Genomic DNA, 21,239 nt, shown 5'->3' on the forward strand with positions numbered 1-21,239 from the left:
CGCGTGTCGCTGCCGGGTTGCCTCGCTGCGCTCGCGAGGACGGCGGCGCCGCGTGGCCCGAAGTCCCGTCAGAACGGCCGATCGTCGGGCAGCCGCGCCGCTTCCATCTCGTCCGGCGTCGGGTCCCGGTGAACCACGATCCCGGTGGAGCGGTCCGCCGCGATCAGCCCGAGCCGGGCGAACCCGTCGAGCCAGCCGTCCATCGGCCAGATCCCGTGCCGGTCGTGGAAGCGCGCCGCGTTGGCGACGATGTCGCGGAAATGCTGCAGAGGCGGGTCGTAGCCCGGATGATGCTGATGGTAGGCCCGGGGGCCGCCGAGGAACAGGATCGGCACGCCGGCCCGCTCGGCCCGGAAGGCGAGGTCGGTGTCCTCCGCGCCGTAGCCCGAGAAGGTCTCGTCGAAGCCGCCGAGGCGGTCATAGGTCGCGGCCCGCACCGCGAAGGCGAGGGACCAGAACAGGCCGGGCTGCGGCGCCGGCGCCACCGTGCCGGCGGGCGGGAAGACCCGCACCGGGTGCGGCGCGCCGAGACGCGCCAGATCCGTCTCGCGCCACCCGTCCGCGACCGCGCCGGCCGGCAGGTAGCCGATCTCGCAGCAGATCAGGCCGTCCCGCTCGGCCACCGCCCGCGACAGGCCCGCGACGAGCCCCGCCGAGGGGATGCAGTCCACGTCGAGGAAGATCAGCGTGTCGGCACCGGCGGCCCGGCGCCCGGCATTGCGCGCCGCGGCGAGCGGCAGGCCGGCACGCGGGAACGGCACGCGCTCCACCGGGAAGGGCAGGGCCGGGTAGGGCGCCGCGTCGTCGCCGATCTCGACGACGACGCAGCGGTCGGGCGGGTCGCCGCGGCCGAGGCCTTCGAGCAGACGGGTCAGGTGCGCGCGCCGGCCCTTGTTGAGGGTGATGACCGCGACGCTCACGGGGCGGTTCCGGCGCGCAGGACGTCGATGCGGTACTTGTCCGTCCGCGCCTGACTCAGGACCTGTGCGAAGGGCGCCGACAGCCGGATGAAGCCCTCGGCGGCGCCGTCACCCGAGAGCGGGTAGTCGGTCTCGCCCAGCCAGTGCACCAGCACGATGTCGCCGCCGGGCGCGATCGTCGCGCCGGCCCGGCACACGAGCGCGGCGAAATCCTCCGGGGCCAGGAAGTACAGGAACTCGGAGAGGACGATCAGGTCGAAGCGCTCCTCGGGCCAGTCCGCCGGCATCGTGCCCTGCCGGATCTCGACGTGGGGGCGATCCGCGCAGCGCGCCCGGGCGTCCTCCAGGGCGGCCGGAACCAGATCCGTGGCGAGCAGACGCTCGCAGCGCTCGGACAGGGCGTGGGTGAAGACGCCGATCGAGCAGGCCGGCTCGAACGCGGCCCGGTAGCGCGCCTGCGGCAGGGCCGCCAGCGTCGCCGCGTACTTGTCGCGCTCGTAGGACGACGAGGTGAAGCGCCAGGGATCCGGGTCGCTGGCGTACATGCCGAGGAAGTAGTCTTCCGGCAGGGTCTGCGTCCGGCGGCTCATGCGGGGACCGCGACGAAGCGCTCGTAGGGGCCGCAGAGCCGGTCGATCATGGCGGGCTCGAGCCGGAAGCCCTGGGGATCGTCCGCGATCAGGTCGGTGGTCTGCGATTCGTGGGCGGCGACGGCGCGCGCCTTGGTCTCGCGATAGGCGGAGACGTCGAGGCGCAGGCCGGCGGGGCTCGGCCCGACCTCGGTCTCGGGCGGCAGGGTCCAGCCCCAGACGGGGTACTCGTAGACGCGGACCCCCGGCATCTGCGGCCGCGCGAGGGCGACGATCGCCGCGGCCGCCTTGTGGTCGCAGTGGGGATCGTGGCGCCACGTGACGAAGACCGCGCCGGCCCCGATCGCCGCGGCCGCGCGGGCGACCGCGGACGCGGCGGCCTCGGCCTCGGGGCCGTCGCTCGGGACGTGCGCGTCCGGGAGGCGCAGGAAGGTGACGGCCTCGGGCCCGAGGCCGAGGACCGCCACGGCCCGCCGGGTCTCCGCCTCGCGGAGGGCGCGCAGTTTCTCGGGCGGGTAGAGACGGGAATGCGTGTGCGACCCGCAGCCGTCGCTGACCACGACGAGATGCACGGGCCGTCCCGACGCCCGGGCGGCGGCGATCAGCCCGCCGCATCCAAGGCTCTCGTCGTCGGGATGGGGCGCGACCACCACGAGCCCCCGGCTCCCCAGGAGGGCGTCGAGGCTCGCCACGGGCAGCGCGTCGGCGGCGGCGAGGAAGGCGTCGGCGCGCATCAGCGGCCTCCGATCCGGTCAGAGGCCGAGAGGTCGGAGGCCAAGAGGAAGCGCCGGTCGCACCGCGACGGGCTGCTGACGGGATCGATCACGGGACGCTCCACGGACGGTGCGCGGGTTGTGGCGTCCCGGGTTGTCAGGCGCGGCGCATGAACGCGCCATGAGCGGCGCGTACGGGCCGGCCGGCGAGTGTCAGCGATCGTTCTCGGTGGTGAGCGCGTCGGCGCGGGTGCCCTCGTCGACGCCCCGGCCCGCCGCGAGGTGGACGCCGGGCGTCGGCGCGTCGCGGAAGACCGCACCGGCGGCGCTGAGGGCGCTGCGCAGGGCCTCGACTTGGCCACTGGGCGCGTCGCTGTAGCCGCCCTCGAAATCCCGCACGAATCGCTCGTCCAGGCCGACCTTGCCGGCGAGATCGGCCTCCGACCAGCCGAGCAGCCCGCGAGCCGCCCGCGACTGCGCCGGGGTCATGGCGAGCGCCCGGGTCCCGCTCTGCGCGCCCTCGTCCGATCCTGCCAAGGTGATCCTCCTGCTTCGCACTGATCAACAACGATCGCGGTCCCGGATCGTTTCCGGGCGGTCTTCGGCCGAGCGCGACCATAATTGTGCTGAAATCCTGTCGCATCCGGCACGGCGCAAGGATTCGGAGCGGCCCACGCGAGGGGCCGGACCGCGCGGCCCGCGCGGCGCTTCCGGACCGGGATGACCTGCGCGCGGCGCGCGCGACATGGGGACTGGACGATGAGAGGGGTGCTGATCGCGAGCTTGGCCTGTGCCGTGCTGGCCATGGACCTGACCGCGGCGACGCAGGCGCAGGCGCAGATGGGCGGCTCGCCCACGGGCTTCGGCCGGGGCAACCGCCGGCCGGGCGGCGAGGAGGAGAAGAAGCCCCAGTACGTGCCGGGGACCAAGGCCAGCGAGAAGATGTTCCCGCTGGACTCGACCTGGACCGCCGTGAGCCTGAACGGCAAGCCGTTCACGGGCGGCGACCGGCCGAGCTTCATCATCGACAAGCAGTACCGCGCCCGCGGCTACGGCGGCTGCAACACCTTCGCGGCGACCGCCTTCCCGCTCAAGGAGCAGCACATCGCCGTCGGCCCGCTCGCGCTCACCAAGAAGAGCTGCGACAAGGGCCTCGCGGCCGCCGAGCAGGCGTTCTTCATCGCCCTGCGCACCTCGGCGGCGTGGGACTTGGTCGGCTCGCAGCTCGTTCTGAAGAGCCCGAACGGCGAGCTGAAGTTCGACCGGGCCCTTTAAGGGCCGGTTCACCACGCCGAACGACGACGGCAGCCGATTCAGACGCTCTTGAGGGACGTCGGCGCTCACTCCTCCGGTATCGAGGAGTGCGCGGATGCCAGTCGGGATCGGGATCGGACGCGGGGATCCCCTGCGTCCCGCGGTGACGCGGACCGCGCGCTTCTCGGGACCCGAGGGCTTCCATCCGGGCGCCCTCTGGCTCGCCGCGGCGGCGCCGCTCCTGGCGACCCTCCTCCTCCTCGTCCGGCTCGCGGCCTGAGGGGAGCCTGCGCCGACCGGTCCTAGCCTCAGCGGGTGCCGGTCGCGTCCGGCGCCCGCGAGGTCTCGGAGGCGCGGTGCGTCTCGGGCGAGGCCTCCGAGCGCAGCATTACGGGCGGGAACAGGGCCGCCAGACCCGCGGCCACGCCGTACAGGACGGGATCGGCGTTCGCTCCCGCTTCGGGCGGACGGAGATCGCTGGTCAGCTTCGTGCGCCGGCGGGCATCGCGCGCGTTCGCGAGCATCTGTCCGCGTCTCCGTTGTTCGCGTGTTCGAAACGGTCAATGCCGCGTTCCGCGTTTCGTTGCCGCGGACGTCCGATATTTCTCCCGGCCCTCGATCGCGGCCGATTCTCAGCCGCGGCGCCGGAGGATCGGCACGGACCGACCGTCCGGCAGCGGGCAGGCGGCCGGGACGACCTCGACGATCGACGCGCTCGGACAGCGCGCCCGGCAGCCCTCGGCCGCCGCGATCTGATCGCCGCCGCAGGCGTCGGCGAAGCAGAAGGTCCCGAGATCCTCGCACGTCGCCCGGAACCGGCCCGGCGCCGCTGGCCCCCGCAGGTCCGCGGCCCCGGCCCCCTGCGTCAGCAGGAGAAGCGTCAGACCGATCAGGGCCGGGAGGCGTGCCATCTCTGTCTCCGATCCGGGTCGCGACCGCTTGCGGAGCCAGCCTAGCATTGGCAGCCTGGACGCGCCGTACCATTCCCGCGACACGTGCCGCGCGTCATCTGTCGCGATCCCGGCCGCGCCGCGCGGCCGATACCACCGCTCTTCCGTGAAAGGCCGCCATGCCGCTCTACGCCCTCGACGAGCACGTCCCCGACCTCGCCGACCCGGCCCGGGTCTGGATCGCGCCCGACGCGCAGGTGATCGGCCGGGTGCATCTCGGCCTCGATGTCGGCATCTGGTTCGGCGCGGCCCTGCGCGGCGACAACGAGCCGATCCGCATCGGCGACCGCACCAACGTCCAGGAAGGCGTGATCATGCACGTCGATCCCGGCTTCCCCCTCGTGATCGGGACCGACGTCACGATCGGGCACGGCGCGATCGTGCACGGCTGCACCATCGGGGACGGCAGCCTCGTCGGCATGGGGGCGACGGTTCTGAACGGGGCCCGGATCGGCCGCGGCTGCCTCGTCGGCGCCAACGCGCTGGTCACCGAGGGCAAGGAGTTCCCGGATCACAGCCTGATCGTCGGGGCGCCGGCCAAGGCCGTGCGCACCCTCGACGAGGCCGCGATCGAGGGTCTGCGGCAGGCCGCCCTGCGCTACGTGGAGAATGCCCGGCGCTACCGGGCCGGGCTGCGCCGCATCGACGGCTGACGGGTACGGGCCGCTCCCCGCAGGAGCGGCCGGTCAGCCCTTACTTCTTGGCCTTGCCGCGCTCGATCGCTTCCTCGATCAGCCGGTGGGCCTCCTCCTTGTCGCCCCAGCGGACGAACTTGACCCACTTGCCGGGCTCCAGATCCTTGTAGTGCTCGAAGAAGTGCTGGATCTGCTGGATCGTGATGTCGGGCAGGTCGGTGTAGTTCTCGACCCGGTCGTAGCGCTTGGTCAGGTGGCGCGAGGGCACCGCGATGATCTTCTCGTCCTCGCCGCCCTCGTCCTGCATCACCATCACGCCCACGGGACGCGCGCTGATGATCGCGCCCGGCAGCACCGCGCGGGTGTTGGCCACCAGCACGTCGCAGGGATCGCCGTCGCCCGACAGGGTGTGGGGGATGAAGCCGTAATTGCCCGGGTAGAACATCGGCGTGTACAGGAACCGGTCGACGACCAGCGCGCCGGATTCCTTGTCCATCTCGTACTTGATCGGTTCGCCGCCGAGCGGCACCTCGACGATCACGTTGACGTCGTGCGGCGGCTTCTTGCCGAGCGGGATGGCGTCGATCTTCATGGCCTGTCGCTTCCGGAATGCGGTCTCGTCCGCTTCCCGGATCTCTTAGAGGCGCCGCCTGGCAAAGCAAATCAGTCGATGGTACGGCCCGGCAACGAGCGCTGGAAAACGTTAGCCGAAGAGAAACCCGACCTTCGGGAGCGGGAGGCCCGCCACGCGGTCCAGCACCCGCGGGCCGGCGACGCCGCCGAGCCCCTCGTAGAAGGCGCTGGCGCGGGCGTTGTCCTCCAGGCTCCACACGCCGAGCCGCGCGAGGCCGTGATCCGCGAGGTCGTTGCGCACCGCCCGGAACAGGCGGCGGCCCAGGCCGACGCCCTGGTACTCCGGCAGCAGGTAGAGTTCGTCGATCTCCGCCTCGGTGCCGAGCGACCGGCTGCGCGTCCGCCCGTAGGCCGCGTAGCCGACGACGAGCTCGCCCGTCTCGACCACCGCGATCGGCCGGCCGCGGCGCAGGGCGCCCCGCCACCACGCCCGATCCCGGGTCGAGATCAGCCGCTCCAGGGCGACGCCCGGGATGATGCCGCGATAGGCCTCGCGCCACGACGCGTCGAACACCTTGGACAAGCCGCCGAGGTCGGCCTCGCGGGCCCGGCGGATGCTCGTGGTGCGCGTGCTCATGGGCCTCGGGCCTCCCATCGTCCGACCGGCGGATAACTCGCGCGGTCCGCGCAGGTTCGATGCCGATCCGGGCGGAGTGAAGGCAAGAACGGCGCCGGAACGCGTCGGTGTGTGGTCGACCGCGTGCCGGTCGGGGGCCGGGCCCGCGAATTGCCGGGCCGCCGGGTGGCTGGTAGAGCCCGAGCTCGTTCCCTCGGCAGCCCGGCCTTGTTCAACCGCTTCCTCAAGCCCGAGACGCGCTACGCGCGCCGCATGGCCCGGATCGCCCGCTTCGAGCGGCCGATCGCCGGCCCCGGCGACCGGCTGATGGCCTGGGCCAGCATGCTGCTGATGGACCACGGCGTGTTCCGCCTCGCCTACCTCAACCGGCACCGGGTCGGCACCGGCGCCGTCTGGCGCTCGGCCCAGCCCGGTCCCCACCAACTCGCCCGCTTCCGGGCCGAGGGCGTGCGGACGATCATCTCCCTGCGCGGCGGGCGCGAGCACGGGTCCTGGCCGCTGCAGCGCGAGGCCTGCGAGCGCCACGGCCTCAAGCTCGTCGAGTTCGTGCTCCGCTCACGGGAGGCGCCGGACCGCGCCACCATCCTCGGCGCCAAGGCGTTCTTCGCCGGCATCGAGTACCCGGCCGTGATGCACTGCAAGTCCGGCGCCGACCGGGCCGGCCTCGCCTCGGCCCTGTACCTGATCCTGCACGAGGGCCGCCCGGTGGCCGAGGCCGCCCGGCAGCTCTCCGCCCGCTACGGCCATCTCCGCTTCGCCAAGACCGGGATCCTCGACGCGTTCTTCGCCCGCTACCGCGTCGAGGGCGAGGCGCAGGGCCTCGACTTCCTGACCTGGGTCGAGACCGTCTACGATCCCGAGGCGCTCAAGCGGGATTTCCGGCCGGGCTTCTGGTCGGATCTGGCCGCCGACCGCATCCTGCGGCGGGAGTGAGGATCACTCCGCGGGCGGCCGCGCCGCCTCGCGGAACGGGTGGGCTGGGTAGGTCCCGATCACCCGCAGCTCGCGCGAGAAGAAGCCGAGCTCGTCCAGCGCGCGGCGGAGGCCCGTATCCTCCGGATGGCCGTCGACCTCGGCGTAGAACTGCGTGGCGGTGAACTCGCCGTCGACCATGTAGCTCTCGAGCTTCGACATGTTGACGCCGTTGGTCGCGAAGCCGCCGAGCGCCTTGTAGAGGGCGGCCGGGATGTTGCGGACGCGGAACACGAAGCTCGTCACGCAGGGCTCGGCGCCCTGGGCGACCGGCTCGGGCTCGGGGGAGAACACCACGAACCGGGTGGTGTTGTGCGCCTCGTCCTCGACGTCGCGCTCGAGGATGTCCAGGCCGTAGACCTCGGCGGCGAGAGCGGGCGCCAGGGCCGCCCGGCTCGGGTCGCCGATCTCGGCGATCTCGCGGGCCGCCCCGGCGGTGTCGCCGGCGACCACGGCCTTCAGGCCCAGCCGGCGGATGATGCGGCGGCACTGGCCCAGCGCGTGGACGTGGCTGTGGACGCTCCTCAGCGCCTCGAGCTTCGTGCCCGGCAGGACCATCAGCTGGAAGTGGATCGGCAGGAAGTGCTCGGCCACGATGTGCAGCGGCGAGATCGGGATCAGGTGGTGGATGTCGGCGACGCGGCCCGCGATCGAGTTCTCGATCGGGATCATCGCCCGCTGCGCGCGCCCCTCCGTCACCGCCGCGAAGGCGTCCTCGAAGGTCGGGCAGGGCAGCGGCGTCCAGTCCGGATAGGCCTCCGCGCAGATGATGTGCGAGTTGGCCCCGGGCTCACCCTGGTAGGCGATGGTGCGGTCGGTCATGGCGGCGCGGATTCGTTCGTCGGTCAGTTCAGGCGCCGGCCCTGCAGCAGGGCGCGGGCCCGTTCCAGGTCGGCGGGGGTGTCGACGCCGAGCGGCAGGTCGTCGACGATGGCGGCATCGATGCGCATGCCGGCCTCGAGGGCCCGCAGCTGCTCCAGCTTCTCCCGCACCTCCAGCTCGCCGGGCGGCAGGGCCACGAACCGGCTGAGCGCCGTGCGCCGGTAGGCGTACAGGCCGATGTGGTGCCAGAGGGGCCCGTCGCCCCAGGGCGCGCGGGCGCGGGTGAAGTAGAGGGCGCGCAGGCGCCCGGGACCGACCGCGTGGCCGACGAGCTTGACCACGTTGGGGTTGTCGGCCTCTTGCGGATCGGTGATCGGCGCGCAGAGGGTGACGATGTCGACGGTGCGGTCGGCGAGCGGCGCGACGGAGGCGCCGATGATCGCCGGGTCGATGGTGGGCAGGTCGCCCTGCACGTTGACGACCACGTCGTGGCGGCCCTCCGGATCGACGATCTCCAGGGCCTCGGCGAGGCGATCGGAGCCCGACGGGTGGTCGGCCCGGGTCATCACCGCGAGGCCGCCCGCGGCCTCGACCGTGCGGGCGATCTCCGCCGTGTCGGTGGCGACCACCACCGGGCCGATCCCGGCCTCGACGGCCCGGCGCCAGACATGGACGATCATGGCCTCGCCGGCGATGTCGGCCAGCGGCTTGTTCGGCAGGCGGGTCGCGGCGAGGCGCGCCGGGATCAGGACCAGGGGATCGGACATCGAGATTCGGATCCGGATGCGCGGATCGAGCGGCCGCGACGGGAGGCGGCCGGCTGCTTAACAGGCCGGCCCCCGGTTGTCGTCCCCCGGGAACGGGCCGGGCCGCGGTGGAGAAAAGGTGCCACCCGGTGACAAGCTGGACAATTCGGTGGAACAATCCTGCGCCGGAGCGACGCGGAACGCCCCTGCGGCATTGTCAGGAGCCGCCCGGAACCGCTAAGGCAACCTCGAAATCTTCCAATGTCCGGTGTCCGAGCCCGCTCGCCCGTGTCAGGCGCGCGTTCGGCACGGCCGAGTTGCGAGAAGAGCATGAACTCGTTCGAGGTGAACAAGGTCCTGGGTGCGGTCCTCGGCGCCCTTCTGTTCGCGGCCGGATCGGGTTTCGTCGCCGAATTGATCTACCACCCGAAGCCGGCGGGCAATGCCGGCTATGACCTGCCCGAGCCGCAGCCCGAGGCCGCCTCCGCGGCGCCCGAGGCCAAGGTCGAGCCGATCGCCGTCCGCCTCGCGAGCGCCAATGCCGAGAAGGGCGAGGCCGGCACCAAGGCCTGCCACGCCTGCCACAGCTTCGAGAAGGGCGGCCCGAACAAGGTCGGCCCCGACCTGTACGGCATCGTCGAGCGGCCGAAGGGCGCGCATGCGGGCTTCGACTACTCGGCGGCCATGAAGGAGAAGGGCGGCTCCTGGACTTACGCCGACCTCGACGAGTTCCTGACGAACCCGAAGGCCTACGTGAAGGGCACCAAGATGGCCTACGCGGGCATCGCGGCGCCGCAGGAGCGGGCCAACGTCATCGCCTACCTGCGGACGCTCGCCGAATCGCCGAAGCCGCTGCCGGCCGTCGAGAAGACGGACGCCGCGCCGGCGGCCGCGCCCGCCGCGGCCAAGCCCGAGGACAAGCCTGCCGCCGACAAGCCCGCGGCCGACAAGCCGTCCGCCGACAAGCCCGCCGCCAACAAGGCGTCCGAGGGTAAGGACAGCCCGGCCAAGCCCGCCGATACCGGCACCGCCAAGCCGGTCGAGGCGAAGTCGCCCGGCAGCCCGCGGACGACCGGCGAGTCGAGCGACCGCAACGCGCCGGCTCCCCCGGCCAGCGCCCACGACAGCGACCAGCAGGGCCAGCCCTCGAGCCTGATCCCCGCCGAGCCGACCGCGCCGACGGCGCCGGCCGCCAAGGAGCCGGCCGCGAAGGCCAATCCCGAGGCCGTCGAGCGGGCGAAGGATCTGGAGGTCGGCGGCCCGACCAAGGATCTGAACGCGCCGCTGCCGACCCCGCAGCCGCTGCCGAAGGAGTAGGCGGCACGGCCGGGTGCGGGGCCGAGCACGGTCCCGCCCCTCGCGTGCCTGGCGCGTTCCGCCGGCATGGCTCCGGGCGTGGCCCTTGCTCTAAGGCGGCTGCGCCCCGGCATCCGGCCGGATCGAGAACCGCGTAGGGCCCCTTGACTGATCGACGTCCCGCCGAGCCGGAGCGCCGGGCCCCCCTGCCGCTCCTCGTCGCCGTGACCATGACCGGGACGGTGGCGCTGCACATCTTCGTGCCGGCGCTGGCGGCGGCGGCCGTCGACCTCGGCACCAACGCCGCCGGCGCGCAGCTGACGATCACCGTCTACCTGATCGGGCTCGCGGGCGGTCAGCTCCTCTACGGGCCGCTCTCGGACCGGTACGGGCGGCGCCCGATCCTGATCGGGGGACTCGGCCTCTACCTCGCCGGCCTGCTGCTCGCGATCCCCGCGCCGAATATCGGGGTCCTGCTCGTCGCCCGCGTCCTGCAATCCCTCGGCGCCTGCGGCTCGCTGGTGATCGGCCGGGCGATGGTCCGCGACGTCTCGACCCGCGAGGACGCCGCCCGGAAGCTCGCGATCCTCACCACCGCGATGACGCTCACGCCCGCGCTGGCCCCGGCGATCGGCGGCGTGGTGAACGAGGCCTTCGGCTGGCGCGCGGTGTTCGTGGTGCTGGCCGGCCTCGTCGCCGTGCTGGGCGCGCTCGTGGTCTTCACCCTGCCCGAGACCAACCGCCACAAAGTGGCGCTGCCGGGCTTCGTCGCCGTCCTGTCCGGCTACCTGCGGCTGGTGCGGATCCCGGTGTTCCGGGCCTACCTAGTGGCGGGCGCCTGCGGCGGCACCAGTCTCTACGCGTTCCTGGCGGTGGCGCCGTTCCTCCTCGTGGACCGGCTCGGGCGCTCCTCGCAGGAGGTGGGCTTCGACTGCCTGATCGTCGTGTTCGGCATGGTCGGCGGCGCCGTCCTGGCGAGCCGGCTCGCCGCCCGGGTGCCGATCCGCAAGGCGGCGCGGAGCGGCAACCTCCTCTGTATCGGGGCGGCGCTGTCGCTGCTGGTCGTGGACCGCACCGGCATGCTCGGCGTGGTCAGCCTGATCGTGCCGCTCTTCGCCTACGCGGTGGGCGTCGGTCTGCTCAGCCCCAACGCGGTGGCGGGGCTGATGAACGTCGACCCGCACGCCGCCGGGTCGGCCTCCAGCCTCTACGGCTTCACCCAGATGACGTTCGGGGCGCTGTTCACGGCCGCCGCCTCCGCGTGGCCGGCGACCTCGGCGACGCCGGTGGCGCTGGCGCTGCTCGCGGCCGGGCTGATCGCCGCGCTGGCGCTCCGGCGGGCCTGAACCGGGTTTCGAACGGTCGAGCGCCGGCCCTGGAGGCGCTCGCTGCTCGGCGGAGCCGTCGGCCCCCTCCGTCATCGCGAGCGCAGCGAAGCGACCCAGGGCCAGCGCGCCCTCCGTAAGTGTGGCGCTACTGGATTGCTTCGCTTCGCTCGCAATGATGGCGGCTGCGTGTGGGTTGAGCTGAGCCATTCACGCGCATGCAGAAGACCAGCCCGGTGCGGATCGAAATCACCGTCAGAGAGCTGAGGCACGCCCGCCGGGCCCCGTTTCAGGTCCTGACCGCCTCGATCGGGCCCGACACGCCCGCACGGAACTCCTCGGCCAGTTCCAGCCACAGCAGGCGCGCCGGGTCGACCGGTCCCGGCAGGGTCAGGCGCCCGGGCGGAACCGGCGTGAACCCGAAGCGGGCGTAGTAGGGCGCGTCGCCGACGAGGATCACCAGACCCTCGCCCGCCCGCCGCGCCCCCTCGATCGCCGCGCGGGTCAGGGTGCCGCCGATGCCGCGGCCCTCGAAGCTCGGATCGACCGCCAGGGGGCCGAGCATCACGAAGGGCGTCGCCCCGGTCCGCACCGGACCCATCCGGACCGAGCCGACGAGGAAGCTGCCGACCGAGGCGGTGATGCCGAGATCGATCCGCTCGGCCGCGCCCTCGCGGAGGCGGTAGGCGGTGCGGGCGAAGCGGCCGGGACCGAAGGCCCGGGCGTGGAGGCGCTCGATGGCGGGGGCATCCTCCGGCCGCTCCGGCCGGATGACGAGGGACAGATCGGTCACGGGGTACTCGCGGGTCGGACGGGCGCCGCGTAGCAGCGCCGGGCCGGACCCGCAAACCGTCGCGCTACTCGGCGGCGGCCAGGGCGGGCCGCGCGCCGCCCTGCGTCAGCCTCAGGAAGCCCAGGGCCGCGAGCCAGATCACCGCGCCGCAGGCGGAGGCGACGCCGAGGACCAGCGCGAAGCCGCCGCGGTCGTGCAGGAGGGCGATCGCCGGCACCACGAAGCCGCTCGCCGTGAAGCCGACGAAGTAGCGCACGCTGTAGGCGCGGGCCCGGTAGGCGGGCGGCACGTAGCGGGCGATCATCGCGTCGTTGATCACCACCTGCCCGTAGATCGCCGTCATGGCGAGGACGAGCCCGGCGAGCAGCGGCAGGCCGGTCGAGACGGCCGCGATCCCGAGCCCGAGCGGCTGCAGCACCGACAGGGCCACGAACAGGGACGGCAGGCTGTAGCGGTCGATCAGCCGGCCCATGGCGAGCTGCATCAGGGCGCCGAACAGGAAGACGCCGGTGGCGATCGAGCCGGTCAGCGCCAGCGGCAGCGCCTGCCCGACGCCCTCGTCGATCACCTTGGGCAGGCTGATCGTCGTCAGGTTGAAGGTCAGGCCGCCCGCGAAGATCGACAGGGCGAACATCGCCATGAGCGCCCAGGGCCGGGTCACCGGGATCACGGCCGCGCCGCCGGCCTTCCTCCCCGCGGCGTCGCCGTCGCCCGGGACCAGGGCCACGAAGGCGGCCCCGCAGGCGAGGCAGACGAGGCCGGGAACGATGAAGGCCGCGCGCCAGCTGACCGCGGCGGCGAGCAGCGCGGTCAGGCCGGAGGCCGAGGCCGCGCCGAGATTGCCCCAGACGCCGTTGATGCCGAGATCGTGCCCGAGCCGGCGGGCATGAGTCACCAGAATGGCCGAGCCGACCGGGTGGTAGATCGCCGAGGCGAGCCCGAGGACGCAGAGCCAGAGGGCGAAGCCCAGCGGCGTCGAGGCGCTCGCCACGCCCAGGCAGGACAGGCCGTAGCCGAAGAAGAACACCGCCAGCATGTTGCGCCGCCCGAACCGGTCGGCGAGCGAGCCCATCGGCAGCGAGCACAGGCCGAAGGCCACGAAGGCGCCGGTGGCGAGCCCGATCAGCTCGCCGTAGCCGAGCCCGGTCTGGGCCGCGATGGCGATGACCGCGGTCGGGTAGATCAGCAGCACGAAATGGTCGAGGGCGTGCGCGACGTTGACGAAGCGCAGGGTGCGGCGGGACAGCGTGTCCGAATCCATCGCGGCGTATCCTCCGGGACGGCACCCTGATAGCCTGACCCGATGGCGGTGTTGGGCCGGATATGTACGCGAACGGGCCAATCTCGACGGAGGCGCGCGGCGCCGTCGGGCGGTCGACCGAGGCGGCCGACTATCAGGACGTGCCGCGCCCGGTCGCGGTGATGCCCAAGACCTACGCGGCCGGGATGCACCTCGCCCGGCACTTCCATCCCCGCGCGCAGCTGCTCTACGCCACGTCCGGGCTGATGATGGCGTTCGCGGAGGACGGCACCTGGGTGGTTCCCGAGGGGCACGCCCTCTGGATCCCGCCGCTTCTGCCGCACGCGGTCGCGACCCACGGCGCGGTCGCGATGTGCTCGGCCTATCTCGATCCGGCCGCGGTCCGGTCCTTCCCGGCGAGCTGCCGGGTGATCGCGGTGTCGCGGCTCCTCGCCGCCGCGCTCACCGCGCTGGCGGAGGAACCGGTGCTCTACGCAGAGGCGGGTCGCGGCGGCCACCTCGCCGCCCTGGTGCTCGACGAGATCGGCCGGGCCCCGGCGACGCCGCTCGCGCTGCCGCTCCCGCGCGACGCGCGCCTGCGCCGCGTCTGCCTCGCGCTGATCGAGGATCCGGCCTCGGAGGCCGATCTCGACGCCTGGGCCGACCGTGCCGGGGCGAGCCGGCGCACGCTCACGCGCGGGTTCCGCGCGGAGACCGGTCTCAGCTTCGGCGACTGGCGGGCGAGAGCCCGCGTGATCCGGGCGCTGGCGCTGGCGGCCGAGGGGCGGCCGCCCCGGGCGGTCGCGGCGGCGGTTGGCTACCGGAGCGCGCAGGCGCTGCGAACCACCGTGGCGCGGGTGCTCGGCCCGGAGCGCCCGCTCGGCGGCGGGTCGGCGTGAGCGCCGCTTAGGCTGCCTGCCGGGGCTCCTCGAAGAGCTCGTCGGCCGGGCCGAAGAACTCGAACTTCACCCGCTCGGCCGGGACGCCGCGGCGCAGCAGGCCGGTGGCGAGATCCCGAAGGAACGGCTTGGGACCGCACAGGTAGTAGGTCGCGCGGTCGTGCGGCGTGTGCTCCGCGAGCCAGTCCGCCGTGATCAGGCCCTGGACGTCGTAGTGCTCACCCGGCCGGTCCGCGGCTTCGGGCTCCGCGTAGAACGTCACGAGCGTCGCGGCGCGGGCCCGCGCCGCGAGCGCCCGGGCGTGGTCGCGCAGGGCGTGGACGCGGCCGAACAGGGCGCCGTGGACGTACCAGGTCGGCCGGTCCGGGCTGTCCGCCGCGATGGTCTCGAGCATGCTGATCATCGGGGTCAGCCCGACGCCGCCGCTGACCAGCACCACGGGCGCGTCACTCTCGGTGTCGAGGCTGAAGTCGCCCGCCGGTGCGGCGACCTTCAGCACGGTGCCGGGCCGCGCGTGGTCGTGCAGCCAGTTCGAGGCGATCCCGGACGGACGGCCCGGCGCCGCCTCGCGCTTGACGGTGATGCGGTAGGCCCGGTCGCTCGGCGCGCAGGACACCGAGTAGTTCCGCTTCAGCACGCCGCGGCCCGGCAGGTCCAGGAGGAAGCCGAGATACTGGCCCGGCCGATGCCGCAGCACCGGGCCACCGTCGGCCGGCACGAGGACGAAGGAGCGGATCGTCTCGCTCTCCTGGGTCACGCTGTCGACCACGAAGTCGCGCCAGCCGTTCCAGCCGCCCGGCTTGGAGGCATGGTCGCGGTAGATCGCGGCCTCCCGGCCGATCAGCAGTTCCGCCAGGAACCAGTAGGCCTCCCCCCAGGCCGTGGCGATCTCCGGCGTGGCGGCCTCGCCGAGGACATCCCCGATCGCGCCGAGGAGGGCGTCGGCCACGTGCGGGTAGTGCTCCGGCAGGATGTTCAGGGCGACGTGCTTCTGCGCGATGCGCTCGACCGCGCCCGCCAGGACGCCGAGATTGTCGATGTTGCGGGCGTAGGCGAGCACGGCCTGGGCCAGGGCCTTCGGCTGAGAGCCGGTCTCGCCGTGATGGGACTGGTTGAAGAGGTCGCGGATCTCGGCGTTCTCGAAGAGGCGCTCGTACATGCGCTTCGTGATGGTGAGGCCGTGGGCCTCCAGGGCCGGCACGGTGTCCTTGATGAGAGCGACGGTGGCGGGGGAGAGGGGCGCGGGCATGGCACAGCTCAAAAGGTGCATATGACATGCTTCTTTTAGCGCCCCCTCGAAAAGATGCAAGGGAAATACATCTTATAGGGACGGTGCCTGTTCGCCTGCCTGCGGTGGTGCCGGTCCGCGGCTGCGCGTACGGACTCGGACCGCGGCGGACATCGCATCGCCCCACGGCAGGGATCGTCTTCTGGAGTTGAGATGCGCCTGACCCGCTACACGGATTACGCGTTGCGCACGCTGATCTACGTCGGGCTCCACGAGCCCGAGCAGAGTTCGATCGCCGGGATCGCGCGCGCCTACGGCATCTCGGAAAATCACCTGACCAAGGTGGTCCACCAGCTGGGTCGGCTCGGCCTGATCCGGACGATCCGCGGCCGGGGCGGCGGCCTTCGGCTGGCGAAGCCGCCGGAGGAGATCGTCGTCGGTGCAGTGGTGCGCCAGACCGAGGACGACCTGGCGCTGGTCGAGTGTTTCGGCGGCGGCGCCTGCGCCATCACGGCCCCGTGCCGGCTCCGGCGGGTGCTGGGCGAGGCCCTGGCGGCGTTCCTCGCCGTCCTCGACCGCTACACGCTGGCGGACCTCCTCGGCGCGCCGGACGGCGACGCCATCGCGGCGCTGCTGGGCCTGGCCGGCCCCCCGCGCGACGAGCCGCCGGTGCCGGCCGGCGCCGCGAGCCTCCCGGAGGCCTGAGGCTCCGCGCGTCGCGCGGTCAGGTCGCCCGCGCCGAGAAATCGATCCGCGGGTCGATCCAGACGTAGATCAGGTCGGACAGCAGGTTCACCGCGAGCCCGAGCAGCGAGAAGATGTAGAGCGTGGCGAACACCACCGGATAGTCGCGCCCGACGATCGCCCGGAACGACAGCTCGCCCAGGCCGTCGAGGGAGAAGATCGTCTCGATGAGCAGCGAGCCGGTGAAGAAGGCCGAGATGAAGGCGCCCGGAAAGCCCGCGATCACGATCAGCATGGCGTTGCGGAACACGTGCCCGTAGAGCACGCGCCGCTCGGAGAGCCCCTTCATCCGCGCGGTCAGCACGTACTGCTTGCGGATCTCGTCGAGGAACGAGTTCTTGGTCAGCAGGGTCGAGGTGGCGAAGGCGCCGATCACCAGGGCGGTCAGCGGCAGCACCATGTGCCACGCGTAGTCGGTCACCTTGTGCCAGGGCGAGAAGCTCTCCCAGCCCTCGCTGGTCAGGCCGCGCAGCGGGAACCACTGGTAGAACGAGCCGCCGGCGAACAGGATGATCAGCATCAGCCCGAACATGAAGCCCGGGATCGCGTAGCCGATGATCACCACGAAGGAGGTCGCGCGGTCGAAGCGCGTGCCGTCCGCCACGGCCTTGCGGATGCCGAGCGGGATCGAGATCGCGTAGGACAGCAGCGTCATCCACAGGCCCAGCGAGATCGAGACCGGCAGCCGCTCCTTGATCAGCTGGATGACCGTGACGTCGCGGAAGTAGCTGCGGCCGAAATCGAACCGGACGTAGTCCCAGAGCATCTTGGCGAAGCGCTCGGGCGCCGGCTTGTCGAAGCCGAACTGCTTCTCGAGCTTGGCGATGAATTCCGGGCTCAACCCCTGGGCGCCGCGGTAGCGGGAACTGGCGTCGCCGCCGCCCGACGGCCGGCTGGCGCCGCCGAGGTCGCCCGAGCCGCCGGTGACGCGGGACATGGCCCCGTCGCGCTGGCCCTGGAGCTGCGACAGCACCCGCTCCACCGGTCCGCCGGGGGCGAACTGCACGATGGTGAAGGTGATCAGCATGATCCCGAACAGGGTCGGGATCATCAGGCCGATGCGGCGCAGGATGTAGGCGAGCATGGCGTCAGTCCCGCCCGATCCGCTTGGCCTTGTCGGCGTCGAACCACCACGTCCCGGGGGCGCCGAGATCGTATTTCGGCGGCGTCGCCGGGCGGCCGTACACGTCCCAGAGGGCGAGGCGGTGGGTCGAGGCGTACCACATCGGCACCCAGTAGCGCCCGGCCCGCAGGACCCGGTCCAGGGCCCGGCAGGCGGTGGTCAGGTCCGCCCGCGACGTCGCGTCGGCGACGGCGGTGAGCAGCGCGTCGATCGCCGGGCTGGCGATCCCCGAGAGGTTGTTGGAGCCCGCCGTCCCGGCGGAGCGGGACCCGTAGGTCTCGCGCAGCTCCGCGCCGGGGGTGAGCCCGCTGCTGTAGCGGCGCGGTGTGACGTCGAAGTCGAAATCCTTCAGCCGCGCCTGGTACTGAGACGGGTCGACCGTGCGCAGGCTCGCCTTGATGCCGAGCAGCCCCAGGTTGCGGATGAAGGGCTGCGTGACCGCCTGGAAGACCGGATCCTCGTCGAGGAACTCGAGAGTCAGGGGCTGGCCGCCGGGCAGCAGCAGGTTGCCACCCTGGCGGGTGCAGCCGGCCTCCCGCAGGAGCGCGTCGGCGCGCTTCAGCAGCGCCCGGTCCTGGCCGGACCCGTCGGAGACCGGCGGCGCCCAGGCCTCGCCGAACACCTCGGGCGGCAGGTCCTTGAACGGCTCCAGCAGGGCGAGCTCCTCGGACGAGGGCTTGCCGGTCGCCTTGAGGTCGGAATTCTCGAAGAACGAGGCCGTGCGCGCGTAGGCGCCGTACATCAGGTTGCGGTTCGACCATTCGAAATCGAAGCACAGGCCGATCGCCTCGCGCACCCGCGGGTCGCGGAACGCCGCGCGGCGGGTGTTGATCCACCAGCCCTGCGTGCCGCTCGGCCGCGCGTCCGGCACCGTCTCGCGGACAACGCGGCCCTCGGTCATCGCCGGGAAGTCGTACCCGGTGGCCCAGACCCGGGCGGTGAACTCCTCGCGGAACGTGAAGGCACCGCTCTTGAACGCCTCGAAGGCCACGGTGCGGTCGCGGAAATACTCGTAGCGGATCGCGTCGAAGTTGTTCTGGCCGACATTCACCGGCAGCTCGGCGGCCCAGTAATCCGGGACGCGCTCCAGGCCGATGGACCGGCCCGGATCGACGGTGCCGACCCGGTAGGGACCGGAGCCGAGCGGCGCCTCCAAGGTCGAGGCCTCGAAGTCCCGGCCGGCGTAGTAGGCGGCGGAGAAGAGCGGCAGCTGCGCGACGAACAGCGGCAGGTCCCGGGCGCGGCCCGGCTCGAAGGTCACCACGAGCCGCCCGTCGCCCTCGGCCCGGGCGTCGGTCATGGGCCGGATCACCTCGGCGATCTCGGGGTGGCCCTTGTCGCGCAGGAGCTTGAGGCTGAAGGCCGCGTCCCGCGCGGTCAGCGGCGAGCCGTCGTGGAACCGCGCCTGCGGGCGCAGCGCGAAGGTGTAGGTCAGGCCGTCCGGGCTGACCGTGACGGCGCGCGCCACCAGCCCGTAGAGGGCGTCCGGCTCGTCGAGGGCGCGGACCATCAGGCTGTCGAAGGTCAGGGGCATGCCGGCGGCCCCGTCGCCGCGCAGCACGTAGACGTTGAGCGTGTTGAAGGTGTTGAGCGACTGATTGCCGGTCGTCGCGGCGAGCTGCGCCGAGAAGCGCCCGCCGCGGGGCGCCATCGGGTTCACGTAGTCGAAATGCGCGAAGTCTGGGCCGTATTTGAGCTCGCCGAAGCTGGACAGGCCGTGGCGCTCCTCCGCGTCGGCCGCCCGGGCGGGGCGCCACGGCGGCATCGCCGCGAGCGCGCCGGCCCCGAGGACCAGCCCGCGCCGGGTCGGCATCCCGGGACCGCCCGTCAACGGGGCGCCCCGGTCTTGGCGGCGAGCGTCTCGTCGTACCACCACGTCGTCGGGAAGCCGGAGCTGGCGTAGAGCGGCAGGATCGCCGGGTGGCCGAACCGGTTCCAGCGCAGCGTCCGCTGCTGGTCGGAGGACCACTGCGGGACGACGTAGTCGTGGGCGAGGAGCACCCGGTCCAGGGCCCGGGTCGCCGCGATCACGGTGTGCCGGTCCTTGGCGAAGATCACCGTCTCGATCAGGGCGTCGATGCCGGGGTCCTTGATCCCGATCAGGTTGCGCGAGCCGGGCTTGTCGGCCGCGGCCGAGCCCCAGTACTCGCGCTGCTCGTTGCCGGGCGAGAGCGACTCGCCCCACGACGCCGTGGTGACGTCGAAGTCGAAGTTGCGGATGCGGTTCTGATACTGCGCCTGGTCGATGACCCGCAGGGTGGCGTCGATGCCGATCAGCTTCAGCTGCGCCGAGAACGGCAGGATGACCCGCTCGAAGGTGTTCTGGAACTCCAGGAACTCGACGGTCAGCGGCTCGCCGGTCGCCTTGCTGACCATCTTGCCGCCGCGCAGCTCGTAGCCGGCCTCGCGCAGCAGGCCGACGGCCTCGCGGAGGTTCCTGCGCACCGCCTCGGGGCCGTCGTTGACCGGGTTGGCGTAGGGGGTGGTGAAGACCGAGGCCGGGACCTTGTCCTTGACGCTCTCGAGGATCGCCTTCTCCTCGCCCTCCGGCAGGCCCGATGACGCCAGCTCCGAGCCGAAGAAGTAGGAGTTGATCCGCTTGTACAGGCCGTAGAACAGCGCCTTGTTCATCTCCTCGTAGTTCATCGCGAGGTTGAAGGCCCGGCGGACGCGCGGGTCCCTGAACTTGTCCCGGCGCGTGTTGAACGCGAAGGCCTGCATGATGCCCATGCCGCGCTCGGGGAACGCCTCCTTGATCAGCCGGCCCTCCTTCACGGCCGGGAAATCCTCGTAGGCGGTCGCCCAATTGCGGGCGATGTTCTCGACGCGGAAATCGTAGAGGTCGCCCTTCAGCGCCTCGACCAGCACGGTGCCGTCGCGGAAGTACTCGTAGCGCTCGGTGTCGAAGTTATAGCGACCGGCATTCACCGGCAGGTCCTTGCCCCAGTAATCGGGCACGCGGGTGTAGGTGGTGGTGCGGCCCGGCTCGAACTTCGCGAGGCGGTAGGGGCCCGAGCCCAGCGGCGGCTCCAGGGTCGTCTCGGTGACGCTGCGCGGCTTGCCGTTGGAATCCTTGGCGGTCCACCAGTGCTTGGGCAGGACGCGGAGCTGCCCGATCACCTGCGGCAACTCGCGGTTGCCGGTCTCGGTGAAGGTGAAGGTCACCTCGCGCGGCCCGGTCACCTCGGCCTTGGCCACGGTCTGGTAGTAGGCGGCGTAGAACGGGCTGTTGGCCTTCAGCACGTCGAAGGACCAGACCACATCCTCGGGCGTGATCGGCTTGCCGTCGTGCCAGCGGGCGTTCTCGCGCAGCCGGTACGAGACCGAGCCGAGATCGGGGGCGATCCGCACCGCCTCGGCGAGCAGGCCGTAGGAGGTGAACGGCTCGTCCGACGACTCGGTCATCAGCGGATCGTAGATCTGCTGGATGCCGTTCTCGAGGTCGCCCTTCAGGCCGGCGACGACGATGTTGAAATTGTCGAACCCGCCCTGGGCCCCGAACCGGACCATGCCGCCCTTGGGGGCTGCCGGGTCGGCGTAGTCGAAATGCTTGAAGTCCGGGCCGTATTTCGGCTGGCCCATCAGCGTGATCGCGTGGGTCCACTGGCCGTTGGCGGCCGGCAGGGTGGCCGGCACGGCAGGCGGCGTCGACGGCATCGCGGCCGGTTCCTGCGCACGGGCCGGGGCGAGCTGGAGGCAGGCGACGAGGAGCGTCGCGGCGAGGAGGCGTCCAGTCACGGTCTGCGCTGTCACGGGCAGGCTGTCTCCGTTGGTTCGAG

At 72.3% G+C, this 21,239-nt stretch carries 24 protein-coding genes; 8 read left to right on the forward strand and 16 right to left on the reverse strand.

Annotated elements, in window-relative coordinates:
• Positions 1–68 precede the first annotated feature (68 nt).
• The 4 genes from BMY19_RS08060 to BMY19_RS08075 form a co-directional block, all read right to left on the reverse strand.
• The gene (locus tag BMY19_RS08060; RefSeq protein ID WP_100251384.1) at positions 69–920 is read right to left on the reverse strand and encodes a glycosyltransferase family 2 protein; all 852 of its coding nucleotides are present in this window, start codon (positions 918–920) and stop codon (positions 69–71) included.
• Complete coding sequence (locus BMY19_RS08065) at positions 917–1,510, reverse strand: SAM-dependent methyltransferase (protein ID WP_100251385.1); 594 nt, start codon at positions 1,508–1,510, stop codon at positions 917–919. The genes BMY19_RS08060 and BMY19_RS08065 overlap by 4 nt, the downstream gene beginning before the upstream one ends.
• Positions 1,507–2,244: a PIG-L deacetylase family protein gene (locus tag BMY19_RS08070; protein ID WP_100251386.1), complete on the reverse strand. Its 738-nt coding sequence runs from the start codon at positions 2,242–2,244 to the stop codon at positions 1,507–1,509. The genes BMY19_RS08065 and BMY19_RS08070 overlap by 4 nt, the downstream gene beginning before the upstream one ends.
• A gap of 192 nt (positions 2,245–2,436) precedes the next feature.
• A complete protein-coding gene (locus BMY19_RS08075; protein ID WP_020092648.1) occupies positions 2,437–2,760 on the reverse strand; it encodes a helix-turn-helix domain-containing protein in 324 nt (107 codons plus the stop codon).
• 222 nt (positions 2,761–2,982) lie between these two features.
• On the opposite strand from BMY19_RS08075, the gene BMY19_RS08080 reads away from it, so the two are divergent.
• Positions 2,983–3,498, forward strand: coding sequence for an META domain-containing protein (locus BMY19_RS08080; protein WP_091926157.1), 516 nt, complete (start codon positions 2,983–2,985; stop codon positions 3,496–3,498).
• Between the two features lie 94 nt (positions 3,499–3,592).
• Complete coding sequence (locus BMY19_RS30835) at positions 3,593–3,757, forward strand: hypothetical protein (RefSeq protein WP_170862923.1); 165 nt, start codon at positions 3,593–3,595, stop codon at positions 3,755–3,757.
• 28 nt (positions 3,758–3,785) lie between these two features.
• Here BMY19_RS30835 and BMY19_RS08085 read toward each other — a convergent pair whose 3' ends face one another.
• Positions 3,786–4,001 carry a hypothetical protein gene (locus BMY19_RS08085; RefSeq protein WP_020092645.1) on the reverse strand — a complete coding sequence of 72 codons (216 nt, stop codon included), beginning with the start codon at positions 3,999–4,001 and terminating at the stop codon, positions 3,786–3,788.
• 108 nt (positions 4,002–4,109) lie between these two features.
• The gene (locus tag BMY19_RS08090) at positions 4,110–4,388 is read right to left on the reverse strand and encodes a hypothetical protein (protein ID WP_091976768.1); all 279 of its coding nucleotides are present in this window, start codon (positions 4,386–4,388) and stop codon (positions 4,110–4,112) included.
• 158 nt (positions 4,389–4,546) lie between these two features.
• Between BMY19_RS08090 and BMY19_RS08095 the strand changes: the two genes are divergently transcribed.
• A complete protein-coding gene (locus BMY19_RS08095; RefSeq protein WP_020092643.1) occupies positions 4,547–5,080 on the forward strand; it encodes a gamma carbonic anhydrase family protein in 534 nt (177 codons plus the stop codon).
• Positions 5,081–5,120: 40 nt separating this feature from the next.
• On the opposite strand, the gene ppa is transcribed toward BMY19_RS08095, so the two are convergent.
• Both ppa and BMY19_RS08105 read right to left on the reverse strand, forming a co-directional pair.
• Positions 5,121–5,654 carry an inorganic diphosphatase gene (gene ppa / locus BMY19_RS08100; protein WP_020092642.1) on the reverse strand — a complete coding sequence of 178 codons (534 nt, stop codon included), beginning with the start codon at positions 5,652–5,654 and terminating at the stop codon, positions 5,121–5,123.
• A gap of 111 nt (positions 5,655–5,765) precedes the next feature.
• Positions 5,766–6,272 (reverse strand): GNAT family N-acetyltransferase, encoded by a 507-nt coding sequence (locus tag BMY19_RS08105; protein WP_056525909.1) that lies wholly within the window; start codon positions 6,270–6,272, stop codon positions 5,766–5,768.
• A gap of 207 nt (positions 6,273–6,479) precedes the next feature.
• Between BMY19_RS08105 and BMY19_RS08110 the strand changes: the two genes are divergently transcribed.
• The gene (locus tag BMY19_RS08110; protein WP_020092640.1) at positions 6,480–7,205 is read left to right on the forward strand and encodes a tyrosine-protein phosphatase; all 726 of its coding nucleotides are present in this window, start codon (positions 6,480–6,482) and stop codon (positions 7,203–7,205) included.
• A gap of 3 nt (positions 7,206–7,208) precedes the next feature.
• On the opposite strand, the gene BMY19_RS08115 is transcribed toward BMY19_RS08110, so the two are convergent.
• Complete coding sequence (locus BMY19_RS08115; protein ID WP_020092639.1) at positions 7,209–8,066, reverse strand: prephenate dehydratase; 858 nt, start codon at positions 8,064–8,066, stop codon at positions 7,209–7,211.
• Between the two features lie 23 nt (positions 8,067–8,089).
• Positions 8,090–8,833 carry a 3-deoxy-manno-octulosonate cytidylyltransferase gene (locus tag BMY19_RS08120; RefSeq protein ID WP_100251387.1) on the reverse strand — a complete coding sequence of 248 codons (744 nt, stop codon included), beginning with the start codon at positions 8,831–8,833 and terminating at the stop codon, positions 8,090–8,092.
• A gap of 309 nt (positions 8,834–9,142) precedes the next feature.
• Between BMY19_RS08120 and BMY19_RS08125 the strand changes: the two genes are divergently transcribed.
• Entirely contained in the window at positions 9,143–10,129 is a 987-nt protein-coding gene (locus BMY19_RS08125; RefSeq protein ID WP_100251388.1) for a c-type cytochrome, read from the forward strand.
• A gap of 143 nt (positions 10,130–10,272) precedes the next feature.
• Positions 10,273–11,454 carry a multidrug effflux MFS transporter gene (locus tag BMY19_RS08130; protein ID WP_100251389.1) on the forward strand — a complete coding sequence of 394 codons (1,182 nt, stop codon included), beginning with the start codon at positions 10,273–10,275 and terminating at the stop codon, positions 11,452–11,454.
• A 268-nt stretch (positions 11,455–11,722) separates the two neighbouring features.
• On the opposite strand, the gene BMY19_RS08135 is transcribed toward BMY19_RS08130, so the two are convergent.
• Entirely contained in the window at positions 11,723–12,226 is a 504-nt protein-coding gene (locus BMY19_RS08135) for a GNAT family N-acetyltransferase (RefSeq protein ID WP_100251390.1), read from the reverse strand.
• Between the two features lie 64 nt (positions 12,227–12,290).
• Entirely contained in the window at positions 12,291–13,487 is a 1,197-nt protein-coding gene (locus BMY19_RS08140) for an MFS transporter (protein ID WP_100251391.1), read from the reverse strand.
• 62 nt (positions 13,488–13,549) lie between these two features.
• On the opposite strand from BMY19_RS08140, the gene BMY19_RS08145 reads away from it, so the two are divergent.
• Positions 13,550–14,365 carry an AraC family transcriptional regulator gene (locus BMY19_RS08145; RefSeq protein WP_100251392.1) on the forward strand — a complete coding sequence of 272 codons (816 nt, stop codon included), beginning with the start codon at positions 13,550–13,552 and terminating at the stop codon, positions 14,363–14,365.
• Positions 14,366–14,372: 7 nt separating this feature from the next.
• On the opposite strand, the gene hmpA is transcribed toward BMY19_RS08145, so the two are convergent.
• Complete coding sequence (hmpA, locus tag BMY19_RS08150) at positions 14,373–15,614, reverse strand: NO-inducible flavohemoprotein (protein ID WP_100251393.1); 1,242 nt, start codon at positions 15,612–15,614, stop codon at positions 14,373–14,375.
• A gap of 192 nt (positions 15,615–15,806) precedes the next feature.
• Here hmpA and BMY19_RS08155 point away from each other — a divergent pair, with 192 nt between their 5' ends.
• Positions 15,807–16,298: an Rrf2 family transcriptional regulator gene (locus tag BMY19_RS08155; protein WP_020092631.1), complete on the forward strand. Its 492-nt coding sequence runs from the start codon at positions 15,807–15,809 to the stop codon at positions 16,296–16,298.
• A gap of 19 nt (positions 16,299–16,317) precedes the next feature.
• Here BMY19_RS08155 and BMY19_RS08160 read toward each other — a convergent pair whose 3' ends face one another.
• Genes BMY19_RS08160 through BMY19_RS08170 form a run of 3 tightly spaced genes read right to left on the reverse strand, consistent with a single transcriptional unit; the run spans position 16,318 to position 21,213 of the window.
• A complete protein-coding gene (locus BMY19_RS08160) occupies positions 16,318–17,421 on the reverse strand; it encodes a microcin C ABC transporter permease YejB (RefSeq protein WP_091926174.1) in 1,104 nt (367 codons plus the stop codon).
• A 4-nt stretch (positions 17,422–17,425) separates the two neighbouring features.
• Entirely contained in the window at positions 17,426–19,273 is a 1,848-nt protein-coding gene (locus BMY19_RS08165; RefSeq protein ID WP_100251394.1) for an extracellular solute-binding protein, read from the reverse strand.
• Positions 19,274–19,287: 14 nt separating this feature from the next.
• On the reverse strand, positions 19,288–21,213 hold the full coding sequence (locus BMY19_RS08170) for an extracellular solute-binding protein (RefSeq protein ID WP_100251395.1): 1,926 nt from the start codon (positions 21,211–21,213) through the stop codon (positions 19,288–19,290).
• Between the last annotated feature and the right edge of the window lie 26 nt (positions 21,214–21,239).

Origin of the sequence: Methylobacterium sp. UNC300MFChir4.1 (assembly GCF_900110155.1) — a bacterium.
In the GTDB taxonomy this organism is placed as follows: domain Bacteria; phylum Pseudomonadota; class Alphaproteobacteria; order Rhizobiales; family Beijerinckiaceae; genus Methylobacterium.